Raw genomic sequence first — 20,838 nt, forward strand, 5'->3', positions numbered from 1 at the left:
ATCAATTTAAAGGTTTTCCCACCAATTACTATAATTATTAACAGAATTCTTAACCCTTATTTCTTGACCAATTGCAGGTGTAATTACCTCTATATTTAGTGCTTCGGCTTCTTTTTTTACACGTTTAATAGGGTCTGTCCATTCGTGCAAAGCAAGTTTAAAGCCAGCCCAATGTATAGGCATTATCTTTTTTGCCTTTACATCTATACCTGCTTGTGCAGTTTCTTCGGGCATCATATGGATATCAGACCACATCTCATTGTATTGCCCACACTCCATTAATGCCAAATCGAAAGGCCCATATTTTGCTCCAATTTCTTTAAAATGAGACGCATAACCACTGTCGCCACTAAAGTAAATATTTTCGTTTTTAGACTGAATAACCCAAGAACTCCACAAAGTACTTTGTCCATTATTTAACTTTCTACCAGAAAAGTGCTGTGCAGGCGTACAAACCAAATTTATACCTTCAAACTGTATATTTTGCCACCAATCTAATTCAGAAATTTTATCTAAAGACACATTCCATGCCTCTAAATGAGCCTTAACACCTAGCGGAACATAAAAATGATTGGTCTTATTTTTTAATTTTAAAACCGATTGATAATCTAAATGATCGTAATGATCATGCGAAAAAATAACCGCATCAATTTGAGGTAACTTTTCTATTTCTAAAGGAAATTCTGTATTAAAACGATTAGCGCCAAGAATTTCTAATGGAGCAGCAACCTTACCAAACATAGGATCTAACAAAATATTTTTACCTTCTATTTGTAATAAAAACGAAGAATGACCAAACCAAACCAATCGTGCTTCACCCTTATAATTTGCAACATTTACAGAGTCTATTTTTGTCGCTTTTAAATCTGCTTTAGGTCTTCCGTTAGGCACTTTTGTTGTAAAAAAGGCATATGCTAATTTTAAGGTTTCTAGAAAACTTAAGTCTTTTGGAACTGGGTTTGTATTATTAAATTTACCATTTTTAAACTGCTTAGACGAAGCGTAAAAAAGCTGTTGTTCTTTGGTTACATTGCCTCCAAAACTTGGATAGAAATTTGTAAAAACCAAATATACTACTACAAAAAAACCAACTATAATAAGTGTTGTAATCATCAATCGTTTTACTGTTTTTTTAAACATTTTATTTAAATTCTCTTAATATATCTTTTTATTTTAATTAAAAAAGCTACACCTAATAAACACTTCTGTTTATCAATTAATTATAATGCAAAAATAAAACTATATAAAGGTTAAAATGTATTCTAATTACCAATAGTTTAATACTTTTTTCTGGTTTGTATTTTAAAAAACCTATTCATTTTTTTCAAATTTTGTTAATAACCCATTTTTGCTTTAACAATTTTAAATACAATTAATAGCTAATTTTATAGTGCTACAAAAACAAGTAATCGACCCTTAATTTACTATAAATGAACTCGAAATCTGCCATAAAAGGACGAGGCGCACAGCTTAATGTACGCAATCGTTTTTTTGAACTAAGTCATGAAATGCGCGACGACTTTTTAGAATTTTGCAATAAAGAAGGCGAACAAGTAGAGCATAACAAAACTGAATATTTAAACGTTTTTCCTAAAACTATAGTAAATAAAATAAATAGCCCAGATGTTGGCATGCAATACTCTATGAATGTTTACCAAGGCTGCGAACACGGTTGCGTGTATTGCTATGCGCGTAATAGCCACGAATTTTGGGGTTATAGTGCTGGCTTAGATTTTGAACGTAAAATTCTAGTAAAAAAAGACGCTCCAAAATTATTAGAAAACTTACTTAAAAAGAAAAGCTGGAAAGCGCAAACCATAGTTATGTCTGGCAATACAGATTGTTACCAACCTGCCGAAAATCAATTCGAAATAACAAGAGCTTGCCTAAAAGTATTTTTAAAATACAAACACCCTGTGGGCATTATTACCAAAAATGCGTTAATTTTAAAAGACTTAGACTTACTTAAAAGTTTAGCCAAAGACAATTTAATTGGTGTAAGTATATCTATTACCTCTTTATCTGAAGAAACAAGACGTATACTAGAACCAAGAACTGCCTCTATAAAAAAGCGTTTAGAAACCGTTAAGATATTAAGCGATAATGGTATTCCTGTAAATGTGATGATTGCACCTATAATTCCATCCATTAACAGTCACGAAATTTTACCATTAGCAAAAGCTGCAGCAAATAATGGTGCCATTTCTATAGGGCATACTATAGTTAGACTAAATGGAGCCATAGGCGCATTGTTTACAGATTGGATAGAAAAAAAAATGCCAGATAGAGCCAATAAAGTATTGCACCAAATAGAAAGTTGCCATGGTGGTACTTTAAACGAAAGCAGATATGGCACAAGAATGCGAGGAGAAGGTAAAATAGCAGAACAAATTAACAACCTTATTAAACTTGCTAAGCGCAAATATTTTAAAGATAAAGTGGTGCAAAAAAAACTAAATACAACTCTGCACGAATCTTTTAAAACTGGACAATTAAACCTTTTTCAATAAAAAAGAGGAAGCCTTGCGGCCTCCTCTAAATAAACTAGGTTATAAGGTGGTTTGGTTAATTAATTTCTTTTATAAATTCTCGACCTTCAGAGATTACACTTATTTTATAAGAGCCTCTATATAAACCAGTTAGTCGATATGCTTTTTCAATATTCTTTTCATCTTCGATAATTTCAGAATGTACTAATTCTTTTTCTCCAATATAAAGTCCGTTGTCAAAGTAAATTTCAACTTTTAAAGGCGCTTTGTTTAAAGACAGCTTTGTAAGATATACCATATCGCCTTCAACTCTTATAAAAGGCTTAAAAGTTTTTGTTTCTAGATCTGGATTAAACTTTACAACACCCTCGTTTACAGTAAAGGGAATAGTACTAATTTCAAAATCGCCATCCAATTCGAACAAATAGTCTCCTTTTGGAAGTGTTGTTAAATCGAAACCTTTTGTATAAGTGCCCGTTTTCTGGATTAGTTCTTTATATAGTATAATTCCGTTTTCATCTTTAATAGATAATAAATTTCCTTCTTTAACACTTTCTAGGGTAAGTGATGTTTTTTCAGCATCATTTTTAATAGAGAAAAATGAAGACTCGTTTGCGAAACTTAACAAGGTAGCAAACATTGTTACCATTAAGAATCCTTTTTTTGTGTGTGTGATTACGTTTTTCATAATTTATAGGTTTTAACGTTTTACTCTACAAATATATAGCGCCTTTAAAACATGTAAAACACTGAAATTGATGTATTTATATGCTAAATTATCTATTATTTTTATGTTTTATTTATGTAAATTAATAGAGAATATAATTAGGTTAATTAAGCATATTTAGATGTATACGTTAAGCTTTTGTAATTATATTTTTTGGTTCTATAATAAAATTTGCTTTTTTAAAAAACAGCAAATATTGTAAAACACTAAAAAGGAAAATGTGCTTGCATTTAATCCAAAAAGTACTTTATTTTTTAAGTGATCGTGTACTTAACTAAAACCAAATAAACGAATATTTTAAAAATATTTTTTTACTAAAAAATAGACGAAAAAAAAGTGAGCCACCACAGCTCACTTTTAATAACTTAATTATTTTCTAGAACATTATTTACCAATGTACTCTGTATATTCTCTTCCTTCAGAGGTAAAAACCATTTTGTATCTACCTTCATCTAAACCAGTTAGTTTAAAAACACGTTCTATTTTCTTTGTGTTTTCTACAGTTTCTGTATAAACAGCAGTAGAAGTATATAAGCTATCCATGCTTTCAAAATAAACATCTATTTTTAAATCTTCTTTATTAAGTGCTAGTTTAGATACAAATACCATATCGTTTTCTACTCTTACTACTGGCTTAAAAATAGTTAACTCTAAATCTTTTTCGAAAGCAACAGTACTAGATTTTACAGTAAACGGAATAGTTTTTATTTCTACATCGCTATCTAACTCAAAAACATAAGTGCCATTTGGCAATGTAGATAAATCGAAACCTTTAGTGTATACTCCAGATTTCTGTATAAATTCTTTATATAAAATAAGTCCGTTACCATCCTTAATAGATAATAAGCTTCCTTTTTTAACGCTTTCTAAAGTAAGAGAGGTTTTTTTAGCATCATTTTTTATAGTATAAAATGAAGACTCGTTTGCGAAACTTAACATGGTAGCAAACATTGTTACCATTAAGAATCCTTTTTTTGTGTTTGTGATTACGTTTTTCATAATTTATAGGTTTTAACGTTTTACACTACAAATATATAGCGCTTTTAAAACACACAAAACACTGAAATTGATGCATTTATATGCTAAATTATCACTTTTTATTTCCCCAATTAAAAGAGTATATAATAGGGGTAATTGAGCATAATTTTAGCATGTAGGCAGATTATTTTTTTATTTAAAAAAGTATTATTTTAAAACAGATTATATTTTTTAAAACACAAAAAAAGAGAAAGCGATCTATTTGTTTTATTCTGGCAACTATTTTTAAAACAAAAAAACATCTTTAATAAAGATGTTTTTTGTTTTAACATTAAAGTTTAAATAAATAATAAAGTGCTATCTATAAAATTAAGCACAAAAAAAGTGAGCCACCACAGCTCACTTTTACAAACTAAACTAAACTAAATATAAGACATTAAATATTAATGTATTGTGTAAATTCTCTTCCGTTAGATTTTAAAACAATTGTGTAATTCCCTTTTTGCTCAAAACCTAAAGTTTTTAATTTTAAAACTCTTTCTATCTTTTTTGTTCCTTTAATTGTTTCTGTATAAACAGGATTAGATGTATAGTCTCCATTTAAATCTTCAAAGTAAACATCAATTTTTAATTCTTCATTATGAAGCGCTAACTTAGATATAAATACTAAATCATTATCTACTCTTACAAATGGTTTAAAAGTTGTTTCCTCTAAATTTTTATCAAATACAACTTTACTAGATTCTACTGTAAAAGGAATTGTTTTAATTTCTACTTCACCATCTAGCTCAAATACATAAGCACCATTTGGCAATGTAGTTAAATCAAAACCTTTAGTATAAATACCAGAAGCTTCAATAAGCTCTTTATATAATACAATACCTTTGTTATCTTTAATAGACAGTAAATTTCCTTTTTTTACACTTTCTAAAGTAAGCGATGTTCTTTTGTCATCATTTTTAATAATAGATAATGAAGACTCTTTTGCGAAACTTAACAAGGTAGCAAACATTGTTACCATTAAGAATCCTTTTTTCGTGTGTGTGATTACGTTTTTCATAATATTGGTTTTTAACCTTTTTGACACTACAAATGTATAGTGGTTTTAAAAGCTACAAAACATTAAGATTGACATATTTATATGCTAAATTATCTGTTAATATAACGTTAACACCTCGTTAAGTTAATATAGCATATATTAAGGGTAATTATGTGTATTTAAATCTATGTTTTTAGAATTCTATATAGGTTTAACCCTTTTAAAAACTATTGTAAATAAAAATTAATTAGAATGGGTTTTAATTTATTGAGAAACGAGAATATAAAAATTAAGACAAAAAAAAAGTGAGCCACCACAGCTCACTTTACCAACTAAACTAAATAAGACATTAAAATCAATTATTAATGAATTTCTTTAATCGCTATCTATCTCTATTTGACAGCTATATATATTTTAATTATTTTTACTTTTAATATTAACTGTTGTTTAATTCTTTAAATAAATGTTACTAACAATTAACACTACAAATATATAACGCATTCGAGTAATAGATAACATCAATTTTAGCTTATTTGTATGCTAAATTAACTGTTAAACGAACGTTAATATAATGATAAGTTAAAATAGCATATATTAGGGTTAATTAAATATACAATGTATGCATAATAAATAGTAATTTTGTACCTAAAAAACCTACTATGATTAATAAGAAACCCACTTTAAAGAAGCTTAGCCCAAGTTTTGGTAGTTCCATACTGGTTAAACAACACGTAGATAAAGTAGATAAAAACGATGCTTACTGGCATTTTCACCCAGAACTCGAGCTTATATACATAAACAAAGGACAAGGTAAAACACATATTGGCAATCATTTATCTTATTTTAACAATAGCCAACTTATATTAATAGGATCTGATTTACCACATAATGGTTTTACCGATAGACTTACAGCAAACGGAACAGAAACTACAATACAATTTAAATCTAACTTTTTAGGTGATGATTTTTTAAATGTTCCAGAAATGGCTAACATTATTGCTTTATTTGAAAGAGCAAAAAAAGGTATTCGTTTTAAAATTGATGCCAAAAAGAAAATTGGACCTAAAATTGAAAAACTTTTAGAGCACGATGGTATGAAACGTGTTATTAAATTTTTAGAAATTTTAAATTATTTAGCCAAAACAGACGATTACGCACTATTAAACGCAGATGGCTTTGCTTTTGAAGCCGAGCCACAAGACAGTGCTAAAATTGATATTATTTTTAAATACGTTAATAAAAACTTTCAAAGACATATTACTTTAGACGAAATTGCAGACGAAGTAAGCATGACAGTTCCTGCTTTTTGTAGATACTTTAAAAAAGCTACAGGAAAAACATTTACACAATTAGTTAACGAATATAGAGTGGTACACGCTACCAAACTATTAAACGAAAGCCAAATGAGTATTGCCGATGTTTGTTTTGAATGTGGTTTTAATAACTTCTCGCATTTTAACAAGCAGTTTAACGAGATTACAGGTAAAAGTGCCTCTAACTACAGAAAAGAAATAAAATTAATTATTCAGCAAAAATAAATACAACTTCATAATTAATGGCTTTATGAGACTAAACTTATTTTTCTCCCTGCCACTCTTTATCAAATTGATTTAAAAACTCAAGCATAAATTCATGCCTTTGTAAGGCTATTTTTTTTCCTGTCTTAGTGTTCATTCTGTCTTTTAAAAGCAATAATTTTTCGTAAAAATGATTAATGGTTGGTGCAGTTGATGCTTTATACTCTGCTTTAGTCATATTAAGATTTGGTTTAATTTCTGGGTCGTAAAGCGCTCTGTTTTTAAAGCCTCCATAATTAAAACAACGTGCAATACCAATAGCACCAATAGCATCTAGCCTATCGGCATCTTGTACAACATTTAATTCTGGAGATTTAAACGCCTGATTTATATTACCGCCTTTAAAAGATATATTTTCTATAATTTTAACCACATGCTCTATAGTAACAGAGTCTACATTAAGTTTTACCAAAAACTCGGCTGCTAGTTTAGGGCCTACGGTTTCGTCTCCGTTATAAAACTTACTATCTGCAATATCGTGAAGCAAAGCACCTAAACACACCACAAGCATATTAACCTTTTCTTGTTTGGCAATAAGCAACGTGTTTTTATAAACACGCTCTATATGGAACCAGTCGTGTCCTCCTTCGGCATTTTTAAGGGTTTCCTTTACAAAATCAATGGTTTTACTAATTTGTTCTTTTTCTGATATCATGCCATAAAAATAAAAATTCCTTTTTGTACTAAAAGGAATTTACTTATCAATTAAAAATTTATCTAAACCTCTTCCAAAACAGATGTGCCTTTAGATAAATCGCCACTCGTCCATTGCCAACTTTCGTGAAGCTTTATTTTTCCATTAGCAAGTATTTCTGGTTTAGATGTACAAATACCCGTCATTAACTCTCCAGCAGAGTTAATTTGGTGGTATCTCATATTTATAGTTCCGTTGGCATCAACCAAACCTATTAAATGCCCTTTAACAATATGCCCACCTTTATAATGAGACGTTAAAATATGTCCTTCTTGTTTATATAAAAAAAACGTTTCAGAACTGGTTTCGCTATTTTTCGAGCTAGAAACCGGCCTAAAACGTTTATTGTTATAGTTTATCACCTTTTAATAAAAGTGTTTATTTAATTATTGCAGGCTCTACCCATTTAAACTGGAAAGAGTTTTCTGGAATTTTCATACGCTCTGCAATACGCGTCATTCTAGAAGGCAACTTCATAAGGTAATCTCTAGCTTTTTCTGCTTCGTCGTTTAGGTTACCAATTTTATCAATTTCCCAACGCTTAATAAGTTTTTCTAAAATATCGATATAATCCATAGAAGTGTAAACACCAATACGTTGTGCAGTGTTAGAAAACTCTTCAAAAGCAGATCCTATTTTACCACCCGTTTCTCTTAAAAAATGAGCAGGCATGGTTATTTTTTGCTTCATCATATGGTGAAAAGCCATCATCATTTGGTTAGGGTCTACTTCAAAAATACGCTCTACAAATTCTGAATAAGCGTGATGATGTCTCATCTCGTCTCCAGAAATAATTTTACACATTTTAGACAAACGCTTATTACCAACATCTTTAGCTAATTTAGCTACACGGTTATGAGACACATAAGTTGCTAGTTCTTGAAAACTAGTATAAACAAAGTTTTTATATGGATCTCTATCGGTGCCAATATCAAAACCATCTGCAATTAAATGCTGCGTAGTAATCTCAATCTCTCTCATGTTTACACGCCCAGAAAGGTACAAGTACTTGTTAAGTACATCGCCATGTCTATTCTCTTCTGCGGTCCATTGGCGTACCCATTTGGCCCATCCACTTTGCCCGTTTACTTGGTCTACACCTTCAACATCCATTAACCAAGACTCGTAAGTAGGTAATGCCTCTTCGGTAATCATATCACCAACTAAAACCACCCAAAAATCGTATGGTAAATCTTTTGCTAATTCTCTAATTTCTCGAACATCTTCAAAAAACGACTCTGTATTTGTCTCAGAATTCGGCAAAAAATCTGTTGGTTGCCATATTTTTTCAACAGGAATTAAATACTTTTCTACTAATGCATCGATGTCTTTTTCTAAAAACTGCATTACTTCAAATCTCTTATTCTTTAAAGCCATCTTGTATGTTTTTAATATTTTATATGTTGTGTAATGGTGTTTTCAACACTATTAATAAGGTCTTGTCTATTAGCAAAGGTACTAACTTTTAAAGGCTTATGTACAGTAAAAGTAATGTGAGTTCCTAAACCCATAGGAAATTTACCGTAACGTACTGTTTTCCAGCTGTTATTAATTGTAATTGGCACAACCAATGCCGAGGGTATTTTTTTTAACAAAATCTCTAAGCCTTTTGTTTGAAAAGGTTTTGGTTCTCCTGTTTTACTACGTGTACCCTCAGGAAAAATAACAGCTGCACGGTTAGTTTCTTCTATATATTCTGCAAATTTCATAATAGCAGGTAGAGATTGCCTTGGGTTTTTTCTGTCTATAGCCACAGATCCGCCATGTCGAATGTTATAAGACACACTCGGAATCCCTTTTGCCAATTCTATTTTGCTAATAAATTTAGGATGATGTTTGCGCATATACCAAATAATAGGAGATATATCGTACATACTTTGGTGGTTTGCAACAATAATAATAGGTTGATCTGTACCAATATTGTGCGGATTGTTAAACGTAATACGTGTTCCCAAAATATTTAAGCAGCGCATTAAACAAAACTGCAACGCATCAACACTTTTTTTTAGGGCTTGATACCCAAAAACACGGTAACAAAATGCTTGTATAGGGTGAAACACCAATATGGTTATTAAAAACGCTATGGCATAAATAAAGGTAAGCGGATAGGACAATAATTTTAACATGCCCCAAAAATAAGCAAAAACTTAAATTTAATAGACAGCTACGCAGTGGTTATTTTCACATTCTACATTTGTGGGCATTGTAACAATTGCACAATTAGACATAACACCCCATTTTGTATTATATTCTTTTTCCTTTTTATTATAAACCTCAACCAAATTTTCTAGCTCATTTGTATTAATAGATGTAGAATATAGCAAGTAACTCCATGGTCCACCACAAGGTTTATCTCCAAAGGCAATAAATTTACAAGTTGTAGTTTCGTTACAAATAGATGTATTTGCTAAAGTTTCAATTTCTGTTTTTAAAATGCTTAATTCTGTTTGCTCATCTTCCTGCGTTACTAAACCATCGTCGCTTTCACACTTAAAAGCAACAACAATTAAGTATAAAACTAAAACAATTAATAAATACTTTTTCATTCAAGTTAGGTTTAAATATAAGATGTAAGCAAGCTAAAAAGGTTGCGTTAAAACATAAAAAAACCACGATAAATCGTGGTTTTAATTAATCTTTTACTAACAAAGTGTCTAGCAATGTGTATTGTAAGCATCCATTAAATTTTCTGCAATTAGCTCTGCTGGTCTTCCTTCAATATGATGACGCTCTAACATATGCACCAACTCCCCATCTTTAAATAAAGCCATACATGGCGAACTTGGAGGAAACGGAACCATATGTACACGTGCAGCATTTACAGCATCCTTATCTACACCTGCAAAAACAGTTGTTATATTATCTGGACGTTTTTTATTTTCTAAACTCAACCTAGCTCCTGGGCGCGCATTGGCAGCAGCACAACCACACACAGAATTTACTACCACTAAAGTAGTTCCTTCTTTAGCTAATGCAGCCTCTACAGCTTCTGCTGTTTGTAATTCTTCAAAACCTACTTTGGTTAAATCCTCACGCATTGGTTTTACTAATTCTGCTGGATACATATCTTTAAATTTTTATTTTATAATTAATACTATGCAAAGTTAATCAAAAATCATGCAAAAATGTTTTGGGCGTACCCTTAAAACGCTTATGGCGTTATAAGGTCAGGCTATACGCTATATCTTTTTGGTGACAAAGTTTCAGTACCACCCTAAAAACAACACCTAATTTTAGGTCATTTTAATCAAAAAAAGATAATCTCACAAAAAAGGATGTCGCTTCTATCCTTTACGCAAGCCAACCAACTATAGGCAGTAATCTAGAAAAAGCAAGTAACAATATACCAGAAAAACAAAAAACGCAAGCCTACAAATACACTACTGTAACAAATGCTAAAAAAAGTCAACTAACAATAGTATATTTGAAAACATAAAAACAACAAAAAAAACATGGGTTTTTCAAAATGGATAGGCGCCTCTATAGGATGGTCGTTTGGCGGACCAATAGGAGCCATTTTAGGCTTAGCTCTTGGTAGCGTAGTAGATGCATTTACAGACGAAAAAAACAGTCCCTTTATAGGGCAAGGGCAACCAAATCAAAGTAGCCAACGTCGCACAACATATAGAACACAACCAAGACAACGCCCACAAACACAATCGGGCGATTTCGAAGTTAGCCTATTAATACTCGCATCTATAGTTATAAAAGCAGATGGCGTACAAGACAAACGCGAATTAGACTTTGTACGCACCCAATTTGCTGGTATGTATGGTAAAGATCGTGCTAACCATGCCTTTAAATTATTTAAAAATATAAACAAGCAAAACAATATCTCTACTCGCCAAGTATGCTTGCAAATAAGACAAATGATGGATCATGCTTCGCGTTTGCAACTTATGCATTTCTTATTTGGAATAGCAAAAGCAGACGGTAATGTTACCGAAGACGAAGTAAAACAAATTTACACCATTGCTGGCTATTTAGGCATAAGCGCCAGAGATTACGAAAGTATAAAAGCCATGTTTTACAACAGTAGCGAGAATGCTTATAAAATATTAGAAATAGAAAAAGGCGCTACCATAGCAGAAGTAAAAAAAGCATACCGTACTATGGCAAAAAAATATCACCCAGATCGGGTTATTCACCTAGGTAAAGAACACCAAAAAGGAGCCAAAGAAAAATTTAGACAAGTACAAGATGCTTACGAGCAATTACAAAAGGAACTAAAGTTTTAAGCTTATAAAGCAGACACCCCATAACTAACTATTAATCTTTTATTTGCATTTTTAAATACCTCAACCTTATCTTGAGTCATTTTGGTATTCCAAACATAAAGGCGTTTTAAACGTTTTAAATTAGCAATTGTTTTTAGCGCTTCATTATCTACTTGGGTGTTGTAAATATTTAAAGACTCTAAATTTTGTAATTTGGTTAAGTATGATATGCCTTGACTTGAAATACTAAAGTTAGAATGTAGGTTTAGCTTGGTTAATAATTCTAACTGCCCAATAGTTTTAAGATCTTCATCTTTAATATTTAAACTATTAAGACTTAAAAAAACAATCTGCTTTTTTATAGAAAGCAAATCTTTAATATGTTTAGCCGCTTTGTTTTCGCCATAAGGCACAGTTACACCTAACAAATTACTTGTATTACTAATGGTTTTAATTTTAAAACCTTTTGCTCTAAGAGCACTAATAACAGTAGAATCTGCTGGATTAACAACCGCATTTAAACTATTACTTTTTGTACCTTTTAAGCCTAAAAAATTCTCAAAAAGTTCTATTTGCTCATCTTCAAGCTCTAGGTTTGCTAATAAACCATTGGGTTTGGCACCATTTAAAATCCAGAATTCAATAAGTTTTACATCTTCATCAGAAAAAGGACGCTTACCTTCTGGAGGCATAAAATCTTTATGATGTTGGGGTAATGTAATTCTATTAAACAACTCACTTTCTTTTAAATTCCCAGCGACAATACTAGGTCCGTTTTCACCACCTTTTAGCATGTTAGCATGAGAAGTTAGCAATAAATTGCCTTTTAATTTATCCGTATTATGACAACTAATACATTTATTAGCAATTAAAGGTTGAACAACATCTAAATACAGATCGGCAGAATCTAAAACCGTAACAGCAAGACGCGCTTCTGCCTTAGGAGGCAAACCAACCACAGCTCGTATAGGGTTTGGAGCATATTGCGTAAGGTAAGTAGACCCATGAGTTAAATTTCCGCCTAAATGCCCAGTAAAACCTAACCCTATAAAAATGACAACCATAATTATAGAGTTTACTAAGTTATTCTTTTTCGTTTTTACCCAAACACTCGAGTAATAAGCAAGTATAGAAATTACGGTAACGCCTATACCTAACCACTTATGATTAAAAAGAGTATCGTTATCATATCCACCTTGACAAGACAACAAATAACCCAAAACACAAGTAAAAACAGCACTAATAGCGCCTAATGCCAAAACAAAAGGCACTGATTTTATTAAGTGTTGAAATTTCTCTTTTTTAGCAAGAAAGTACATGAGAATACCAATAATTAGCACACCAATTGGTAAATGCACTAATAAAGGATGAAATCTGCCTAAAAAAATAACAAAATCCGGAACATTATCTAACTCATTCATGGTTTAAATACGATGTAATTTATACGGGTATATACCACCAGCATTCCATTGGCATATATAAAGGTTTTTATCATCATCTACACAAACATCATGGCAATGCTTAAAAATAGGTTTGTCTTGTAAAATTATATCTAAGGCTCCTTTTTTGTATTTTGGTTTACTGCCTCCTGGGTTAGAAACCACCTTATTTTCTTTATTTAAAATGGTAACAAAACCTTGATTCATTTGCATGTTGTAATTTCCTTTTGTCATGCCAAAACAAACACCAGAATACAACATATCGTCATCAATTACTGGCCTACTAACATAGGCTCCAGGAATGTAATACGACTCCAAATATTTACCATCTAAAGTAAAACGTTTAAACTCATTTTTAATTCTAGCACTACAAAGCAATGTAGGGTTATTAGGGTCTCTATTATCAATAGCTACACCATGAGCTTGCTTAAACTTATTAGGTTGCAAAAAACTATCACCTCCAAATTTTCTAATAAACTCACCTTTACTATTATACTGTAATATAAATTGCGACCCGTAACCATCTGCAATATAAATATCTCCGTTTGGAGCTATAGCGGTCTCTGTGGGTTTATAGTTTTGAGATGCCTTATAAATGCCTATGGCTTTCGGATTGCTAAACTCAAAAACAATATTACCATTTAAAGTTGTTTTTAACACCCTTCCGTTTGACGCATCTGTAATGTATAAGAATTCGGTTCCGTTTTCATCATGAATAGTAAGTCCGTGAGCCCCTTTTAAGTTTAAAGTCCAACTATTTAAAAGTTTCCCAGATTTATCATAAATAAGCATGTTATTTTTAGGATGATCGGTAAGCATAAAAAGTCTTTTCTTAGCATCCATAACCATTTCGTGGCAGTTTTTAACCGGATGGTTTTTAGGGTTTAAATTTCCCCAAGCCTTTTCTAACTTATATTTAAATTCGCCATGACCAAGAATTGTTGATGATAATTTTGGTCTAGAAGGTAGTATATTAAAAGCTTCAGCAGTAGGAGAAATTAGAGCTGTTGCAATAGTTGCTACCGCTGTTGACTTTATAAAATGACGTCTTGTAGTTTCTGATTTTTTCATATCAATTAGCTTAAAATATCTTTAACAACATGTCCGTGTACATCTGTTAGTCTATAGCGTCTTCCTTGGTGTTTAAAAGTTAATTTTTCATGGTCTATACCTAATAAATAAAGCAACGTAGCTTGAAAATCGTGCACATGTACACCATCTCTAACCACATTATAACTAAACTCGTCTGTTTCTCCGTAGGTAATTCCTGGTTTAACTCCAGCGCCCGCCATCCACATAGAAAAACATCCAGGATGATGGTCTCGACCATAATTAGTAGCTGTTAATTTTCCTTGCGAAAAACTGGTTCTTCCAAACTCGCCTCCCCAAATAACAAGGGTATCTTCTAGAAGACCGCGTTGTTTTAAATCCTGCAATAAACCTGCAGTTGCTTGATCTGTAGCTTTAGCTTGATTTTTAATACCTTTTGGCAAACCCCCATGATGATCCCAACCGGTATGGTAAAGTTGAATAAATTTAACATCGCGCTCTGCTAAGCGTCTCGCCTGCAAACAATTTGCTGCATAAGTACCAGGTTTTCTAGCATCTTCTCCATACAACTTATAAATATAATCTGGCTCCTCTTTGGTGTCTACAGCCTCTGGAACAGAGTTTTGCATACGATAAGCCATTTCATATTGATTTATTTTAGATTGAATTTCAGGATCTTTCCAAATATCAAATTGATTTTCGTTTAAACTTTTAATATAATTTAAAGCTCGTCTTCTATCTTTATCATGAACACCATGCGGATTATTTAAATATAAAACAGGGTCTTTACTAGATCTAAATTGAATACCTTGATGATGCGATGGCAAAAAGCCATTACTCCATGCCGAAGAGGTTAAAGGTTGCCCACCACTTTGAGACAATAATACCACATAGTTAGGAAGATTTTTATTATCGCTTCCTAAGCCATAACTTAACCAAGAACCAATTGATGGCCTACCACTTAATTGAGAACCGGTTTGCATAAACATAACTGCAGGTTCGTGATTAATAGCTTCTGTATACATGGAATTAATAACACATATATCGTCAACCATTTTTGCAGTATGGGGAAATAATTCACTAATCCATGTGCCAGATTGCCCATGTTGTTTAAAATTGTAAATAGATTTAACCAAAGGAAAAGAACTTTGATTAGCCACCATACCAGAGTTTCTTTGAGACCCTTTAACCGACGGAGGTATTTCTTTACCATGCCATTTAGCAAGAGTTGGTTTATAATCAAAAGTTTCTATTTGCGAAGGCGCTCCACTTTGAAAAAGATATATAACACGCTTTGCTTTGGCAGGAAAATGTGTACCATTTAAAAGACCGCCAATATTTGAATTATTACCTCCTATTAAATTGTTTGCAAAAGCTCCCGTTGGCCCCAACATGGAGGAAAGCGCTATAGAACCAAAGCCTAATGATGCTTTTTTAAGAAAACCTCTTCGAGTATCTGCAAATTTTAAATGTTTTGTTAAATCGTCCATATTTTTTATCTCATTGTATAGCTATCTGCTGTGTTCATAATGCCATTTATTACTGTTGCTAGCGCTGCTGTTTTTACGATATCGATATCTTTTTTTAAACTAGACTCTCCAATGCTTAAATATTTACTAGCATCTGCTTTCGAGGTAGAAAACCGATTAACCTCATCTTTATAAAATTTTTGCAGAAGATTTAACTCCTTAGAATCTGGATTTCTGCCAACACCTAATTTAAAAGCTTGTTTTAATTGTTTAACAGAGTCGTTTTTATGTGTACTTATAATATGCTCTGCCATAACACGATGAGCTTCTAAAAATTGAGGATCGTTTAATAACACTAAAGCTTGTAGTGGCGTACTTGTATTTCTACGTTTTACACTACACACACTGCGGTCTCCAACATCAAAAATAACCATAGAGGGTGGAGGAGAAGATCGTTTCCATATTGTGTATAAGCTTCTTCTATAAAGATTTTCGTCCGATTCTTGCAAATATTTATACCGCCATTTTTTCCTACTAATTTCGTCCCACAATCCTTTTGGTTGATAAGGATACACACTGCGTCCACCTATTTTTTTAGACAACAAACCACTAACTGCCAATGCGTTATCTCTAATCATTTCTGCAGACAATCTATAGCTTGGCCCTCTTGCCAATAATACATTATCGGTATCTATTTCAAGCAATGCTTTACTAACCTTAGAACTCTGTTGGTAGGTTGAAGACATCACAATTAATTTATGTAATTTTTTAATATCCCATCCCGACTCCATAAAGGTAACAGCTAACCAATCTAATAATTCGGGATGTGATGGCAAGCTTCCTTGATTACCAAAATCTTCAGAAGAAGCAACAATTCCTTTTCCAAAATGCATTTGCCAAATACGATTTACAAACACCCGAGCAGTTAATGGGTTATCTTTATCGAATAACCATTGGGTTAACCCTAATCTATTTTTAGGTAAATTATTGTTAAAAGGTAAAACAGCTTCGGGCACACCTGGTTCTACTTGTTCACCATGAGCATCATAAGCTCCTCTATCAAGAACATAAGTTGGCCTAGGTGTTGGCAAATCTCCAAGCACCATAATTTCTGGAATACTGTCTAAATGCCCCGTAAGTATTTTTCTTGTTTTTTGAAGATTTTGATTTATTTGACGAGCAGATAAATTTAATTTATCATGATAATACTCTGCTAGCAATTCTTCATTTTTTCCTGAAATAGATTTTTTAAGAACATCTTTTAATCGCTTTGGATTTTGATGATACAATACTTCAAGACCAGTAAGTTTTTTATTGTATACTTTAATTTCGTCCACACCACTTTTAACTACAGATGGTATTTGAAAAAAGTTTCCAAAACTTAAACCTTGAAATCCATATGTATGTACATTAGGCTTAAATAATATAGATTTATAAAGATTATCTATGTTTGTTTCTAATGGTATTTTTAATCCGTTGGTATAAATATTAATACCACTTGCTTTACCAGAACCATTATACGATATTGTAATATTAGTCCATTCTTTTTCTGGAATGGGTTGGGTAGACACAACCTCAATAGCATTTGTTGGCCATGAAAATGCCATAACAAACTTTAAGCGATTACCTTCTAAATACATAGAATACCCTTTTAGTCCAAGACGAATATTTTCGGAATGATGAAAAACTACAGCGTTATCATAAACCTTATCTGGAAATAATGATAAGGAAATTGAAAAAGCATCTGTATGGTCAAACCATCCTGTTTTCTGTTCTAACTTAATAGAAGTATAATCGTCTAAAAAAGCAGCATTATGTATTGCTCCCTCTTTAATTATCGGATTTTTTAAAGTGGCTTGTTTTTTACTTGATACTTTACTTGGGCTATAAAAAACTCCTTTCCCTACATTCTTAAAATCATCAAAAGGATAATAATCTACTAAGCCTTTTTTAGCTTCTAATGCCACATCATTATATATGGCATTAGCTCTAGATTTCCATAAATTAAAATTTTCTTTTTCGTTGGCTTTAACCTTTATCAGTTTCTTTTCTTGGTTACCAAGACGTTCTTGTAAATAAGCTATAAGTTTTCCTTGTTCATCATCGGTTAAAAGTAGCGAAGGTCCTGGAGTTTGATCTGGCCCATAAATAGCTGTTCCAATTTCGTTTGTACTGTTAAAAAAGCCTGAAAGTTGATAATGCTCTTTTTGGCTAATAGGGTCGTATTTATGATCGTGACATCGGGCACACTCTACACTTAAACCCAAAAAAGCTTTTCCTACTGTTGCGGTTCTATCTGCAACATATTCGGCTCTATATTCTTCATAAACAATGCCTGCTTCAGAGTTTTTTTTGTGCAATCTATTAAACGCAGTAGCCAGAATACTTTCTTTATCAGCATTTGGCAGTAAATCGCCAGCAAGTTGCTTAGTTGCAAATTCATTATAAGGCATATTTTGATTAAAAGCATGTATAACCCAATCTCGCCAAGGACTAAAATCGCGATGTTTATCATCTAAATAACCATCGCTATCTGCATAGCGAGCCACATCTAACCAATTTGCAGCCATACGCTCGCCATAATCGGGAGACTCTAAAAACTTATCGACTAAATTTTCATAGGCAAGTTTAGAAGTATCTTTTACAAAATGCTCAATATCATTTAACGTTGGAGGCAATCCCGTTAAACTAAAACTTAAACGCCTTATTAAGGTTTCTTTTGTTGCGCGTTTAGAAGGCGATAATTCTTTTTGCTCTAATGTATTTGCAACAAAGTAATCGATGTTATTATTGACCCAAGATTCATTTTTAATTTCTGGAACCGCACTCTTTTTTGGCTTAATAAAAGACCAATGTGGTTTGTATTCTGCACCTTGTTCTATCCACTTGACTATGGTAGCCATTTCTTTTTTTGTTAATGGCACATTAAATTCTGGAGGAGGCATTATAACTTCTGGGTCTTCAGAAAAAATACGATGTATAACCTCACTTTTTCCTGTTTTTTTAGAAACTATGGCTTGTTTTCCACTTTTTAAAACCTCGTATGCATTTTCAGGAATGTCTAATCTTAATCCTGCTTTTTGATTATTCGTATCTGGGCCATGACAAGCAAAACATTTATCTGATAAAATAGGTTTTACATGGTAGTTAAAATCTACATAATCAGGAAGTTTATCATAAGCATTTTCTACCGCTTCAGGCATGTTTTTATTACATCCAAAAAACATGATAATGGATGAAAAAACCGCTAAATAAAACTTTAATTTTTCCATTCTAAATAATATTCTTATGTCTTTTCCTGTGTTTAACATAGGATTAATTTATTTGTATTAGATTTACCAACATTTTCAAATATATAGTTTTGACTAACACGAATTTGGGTTTAAAACAGTTTCGTTAACTGTTAATAATTAATCTTTATCTTTGTGTTTTTAGGCATTTACATGAATAAAGAGCACTATTTAAGCATAGTTGATGGTATTATAGCGAGTAAGTCGTTTGGTCGATCGGATACATATGCTAACATGTTAAAATATCTTGTTACCTGCTCCTTAGAAGCTAATATTCCAAAAGAAACAACTATAGCTAGCGAAATTTTTGGAAAAGAAAGATTCGATCCTTCCCAAAGCACTTTAATAAGAGTTTACATTTATAACCTAAGAAAAAAACTCAAGAAGTATTATGAAAATGAAGGAATTAATGATGAGGTTTTTCTTGAAATTCCTAAGGGGAGTTACGAAGTAAAATTCACAAAGAAAGTAAAAGAAAAAAAAGCTATCGGTCTTAAAAAATGGCACATTCTACTGCTTTTATCGTTTGTTATAATTCCCACTATTTTTATTAATTATAAACCCAATAAAATTTCTAATACCGCTTTATGGACAAACATTTTAAAAAACGATAAATCTACCATGTTAGTTTTGGGCGATTTATTTATTTATAATGAAAAAGACTCTATAAAGGGTGGATTAAAAACTATTAGAGAACCAGAAATTAATTCGATTGAAGAATTTGAAACTCTGGTTTTACCAAAACATAATAAGCCTACAGATGTAGAACCTTTAACGTATGCTTTTCTTATAAGAAATAGCGTTACTTGGGTTAAAGATTTAAGCAAAGTGTTTTTTCAAGTAGATAAAGACTTTATTATAAGAACCATGTCTAGGTTTAACCCCAAAGAACTATCTGATAATAATCTTATTGTTGTTGGCATGTTAAAAACCTTAGGTATTTTTAAAGATTATTTAGGTAATGAAGGGTTTACTTTAAATAAAAGCGAGCTAAAATATACAGACGAAAAAACCAATCAAACTTATAAATACACGCCCAAAGGTAATGCAGACGAGTACCACACCGATTATGCTGTAATTTTAAAGGTAAAAGGACCTAACAACAACAATATTATTCTTTTTGGTGGCATTTGGGATACCGGAGCTTCTCAAAGTTTAAAGCATTTTACAGATTTAAAACTAGCAAAAGATTTAGAAAACACCATGTTAGAAAAATTTGGAAAAATACCTGAAAATTACAAAATACTGTTTGAGGTTAGCGGTGTAGATAGAATGGAACTAAATTCGAAAATTCTTCATTTAGAAGAAATTACCAAGCATTAAAAACATTTATTTAACATCTAAAAACCAATCTATTACAAATAAAATAAATAACTTGTAAAAGTTTGTAAACTCTGCTTATTTCTATAAAAATGAAAAACATCTTCGACAAAAAAGAAACAACTAAAATTATTGATAGAATTAATAATTTAGAGACCACTTCGAAACCGCAATGGGGAAAAATGAGTGTAGACCAAATGCTGGCACACTGCAATGTTACTTACGAAATGGCTTTAGACAACATACACACTAAGCCTAACGGTTTTAAAACCGCCATTTTAAAACTACTTATAAAACCTATTGTTGTTAGCGAAAAGCCATACAAGAAAAACAGTAAAACTGCTCCTGAGTTTTTAATTACTAGTTCTAAAAATTTTGAAACAGAGAAAGAAAGGCTAATTAACTATTTAAATAAAACCCAAAGTCTAGGAGCTAATTATTTTGAAGGCAAGGAGTCGCTTTCTTTCGGAAAACTAAGCAAACAAGAATGGAATAACATGTTTTATAAACATTTAGACCATCACTTAAATCAGTTTGGGGTTTAATTTA

Annotated in this window: 19 protein-coding genes; 5 read left to right on the plus strand and 14 right to left on the minus strand. The window is 31.7% G+C overall.

Annotated elements, in window-relative coordinates:
* Positions 1 to 6: 6 nt before the first annotated feature.
* Positions 7 to 1,140: an MBL fold metallo-hydrolase gene (locus ABD715_RS08830; RefSeq protein ID WP_344787804.1), complete on the minus strand. Its 1,134-nt coding sequence runs from the start codon at positions 1,138 to 1,140 to the stop codon at positions 7 to 9.
* A 290-nt stretch (positions 1,141 to 1,430) separates the two neighbouring features.
* On the opposite strand from ABD715_RS08830, the gene ABD715_RS08835 reads away from it, so the two are divergent.
* A complete protein-coding gene (locus ABD715_RS08835; protein WP_344787805.1) occupies positions 1,431 to 2,510 on the plus strand; it encodes a PA0069 family radical SAM protein in 1,080 nt (359 codons plus the stop codon).
* Between the two features lie 55 nt (positions 2,511 to 2,565).
* Here the strand turns inward: ABD715_RS08835 and ABD715_RS08840 are convergent, their stop codons facing one another.
* From ABD715_RS08840 to ABD715_RS08850, 3 genes are all read right to left on the minus strand, one after another.
* Positions 2,566 to 3,177, minus strand: a complete 612-nt coding sequence (locus ABD715_RS08840; protein ID WP_344787806.1) for a hypothetical protein — start codon at positions 3,175 to 3,177, stop codon at positions 2,566 to 2,568.
* Between the two features lie 423 nt (positions 3,178 to 3,600).
* Positions 3,601 to 4,215: a hypothetical protein gene (locus ABD715_RS08845; protein ID WP_344787807.1), complete on the minus strand. Its 615-nt coding sequence runs from the start codon at positions 4,213 to 4,215 to the stop codon at positions 3,601 to 3,603.
* Positions 4,216 to 4,630: 415 nt separating this feature from the next.
* Complete coding sequence (locus ABD715_RS08850) at positions 4,631 to 5,254, minus strand: hypothetical protein (RefSeq protein ID WP_344787808.1); 624 nt, start codon at positions 5,252 to 5,254, stop codon at positions 4,631 to 4,633.
* A 638-nt stretch (positions 5,255 to 5,892) separates the two neighbouring features.
* On the opposite strand from ABD715_RS08850, the gene ABD715_RS08855 reads away from it, so the two are divergent.
* On the plus strand, positions 5,893 to 6,771 hold the full coding sequence (locus tag ABD715_RS08855; RefSeq protein WP_344787809.1) for an AraC family transcriptional regulator: 879 nt from the start codon (positions 5,893 to 5,895) through the stop codon (positions 6,769 to 6,771).
* Positions 6,772 to 6,808: 37 nt separating this feature from the next.
* Here ABD715_RS08855 and ABD715_RS08860 read toward each other — a convergent pair whose 3' ends face one another.
* The 6 genes from ABD715_RS08860 to ABD715_RS08885 all read right to left on the minus strand — a co-directional run bounded on the left by ABD715_RS08860 (position 6,809) and on the right by ABD715_RS08885 (position 10,569).
* Positions 6,809 to 7,465: an HD domain-containing protein gene (locus ABD715_RS08860; protein WP_344787810.1), complete on the minus strand. Its 657-nt coding sequence runs from the start codon at positions 7,463 to 7,465 to the stop codon at positions 6,809 to 6,811.
* Positions 7,466 to 7,527: 62 nt separating this feature from the next.
* Positions 7,528 to 7,866: an avidin-fold protein gene (locus ABD715_RS08865; RefSeq protein ID WP_344787811.1), complete on the minus strand. Its 339-nt coding sequence runs from the start codon at positions 7,864 to 7,866 to the stop codon at positions 7,528 to 7,530.
* A 16-nt stretch (positions 7,867 to 7,882) separates the two neighbouring features.
* Complete coding sequence (locus ABD715_RS08870; protein WP_344787812.1) at positions 7,883 to 8,881, minus strand: acyl-ACP desaturase; 999 nt, start codon at positions 8,879 to 8,881, stop codon at positions 7,883 to 7,885.
* 11 nt (positions 8,882 to 8,892) lie between these two features.
* Complete coding sequence (locus tag ABD715_RS08875) at positions 8,893 to 9,630, minus strand: lysophospholipid acyltransferase family protein (RefSeq protein ID WP_344787813.1); 738 nt, start codon at positions 9,628 to 9,630, stop codon at positions 8,893 to 8,895.
* 27 nt (positions 9,631 to 9,657) lie between these two features.
* A complete protein-coding gene (locus ABD715_RS08880; protein ID WP_344787814.1) occupies positions 9,658 to 10,050 on the minus strand; it encodes a hypothetical protein in 393 nt (130 codons plus the stop codon).
* A gap of 108 nt (positions 10,051 to 10,158) precedes the next feature.
* Complete coding sequence (locus tag ABD715_RS08885) at positions 10,159 to 10,569, minus strand: BrxA/BrxB family bacilliredoxin (protein WP_344787816.1); 411 nt, start codon at positions 10,567 to 10,569, stop codon at positions 10,159 to 10,161.
* 387 nt (positions 10,570 to 10,956) lie between these two features.
* Between ABD715_RS08885 and ABD715_RS08890 the strand changes: the two genes are divergently transcribed.
* A complete protein-coding gene (locus ABD715_RS08890) occupies positions 10,957 to 11,742 on the plus strand; it encodes a TerB family tellurite resistance protein (protein WP_344787817.1) in 786 nt (261 codons plus the stop codon).
* Between the two features lie 2 nt (positions 11,743 to 11,744).
* Here ABD715_RS08890 and ABD715_RS08895 read toward each other — a convergent pair whose 3' ends face one another.
* From ABD715_RS08895 to ABD715_RS08910, 4 genes are read right to left on the minus strand one after another with little or no spacing between them, the layout of a single operon-like run.
* Complete coding sequence (locus tag ABD715_RS08895; RefSeq protein ID WP_344787818.1) at positions 11,745 to 13,142, minus strand: c-type cytochrome domain-containing protein; 1,398 nt, start codon at positions 13,140 to 13,142, stop codon at positions 11,745 to 11,747.
* Between the two features lie 3 nt (positions 13,143 to 13,145).
* Complete coding sequence (locus ABD715_RS08900) at positions 13,146 to 14,231, minus strand: NHL repeat-containing protein (RefSeq protein WP_344787819.1); 1,086 nt, start codon at positions 14,229 to 14,231, stop codon at positions 13,146 to 13,148.
* 5 nt (positions 14,232 to 14,236) lie between these two features.
* Entirely contained in the window at positions 14,237 to 15,700 is a 1,464-nt protein-coding gene (locus tag ABD715_RS08905; RefSeq protein WP_344787820.1) for a DUF1501 domain-containing protein, read from the minus strand.
* 5 nt (positions 15,701 to 15,705) lie between these two features.
* Entirely contained in the window at positions 15,706 to 18,990 is a 3,285-nt protein-coding gene (locus ABD715_RS08910) for a DUF1553 domain-containing protein (protein ID WP_344787821.1), read from the minus strand.
* A gap of 132 nt (positions 18,991 to 19,122) precedes the next feature.
* Here ABD715_RS08910 and ABD715_RS08915 point away from each other — a divergent pair, with 132 nt between their 5' ends.
* Positions 19,123 to 20,292 (plus strand): hypothetical protein, encoded by a 1,170-nt coding sequence (locus tag ABD715_RS08915; RefSeq protein WP_344787822.1) that lies wholly within the window; start codon positions 19,123 to 19,125, stop codon positions 20,290 to 20,292.
* Positions 20,293 to 20,381: 89 nt separating this feature from the next.
* On the plus strand, positions 20,382 to 20,834 hold the full coding sequence (locus ABD715_RS08920; protein WP_344787823.1) for a DUF1569 domain-containing protein: 453 nt from the start codon (positions 20,382 to 20,384) through the stop codon (positions 20,832 to 20,834).
* Positions 20,835 to 20,838: the final 4 nt, after the last annotated feature.

This window comes from Postechiella marina, from assembly GCF_039538365.1.
GTDB classification, from domain to species: Bacteria; Bacteroidota; Bacteroidia; order Flavobacteriales; family Flavobacteriaceae; genus Postechiella; species Postechiella marina.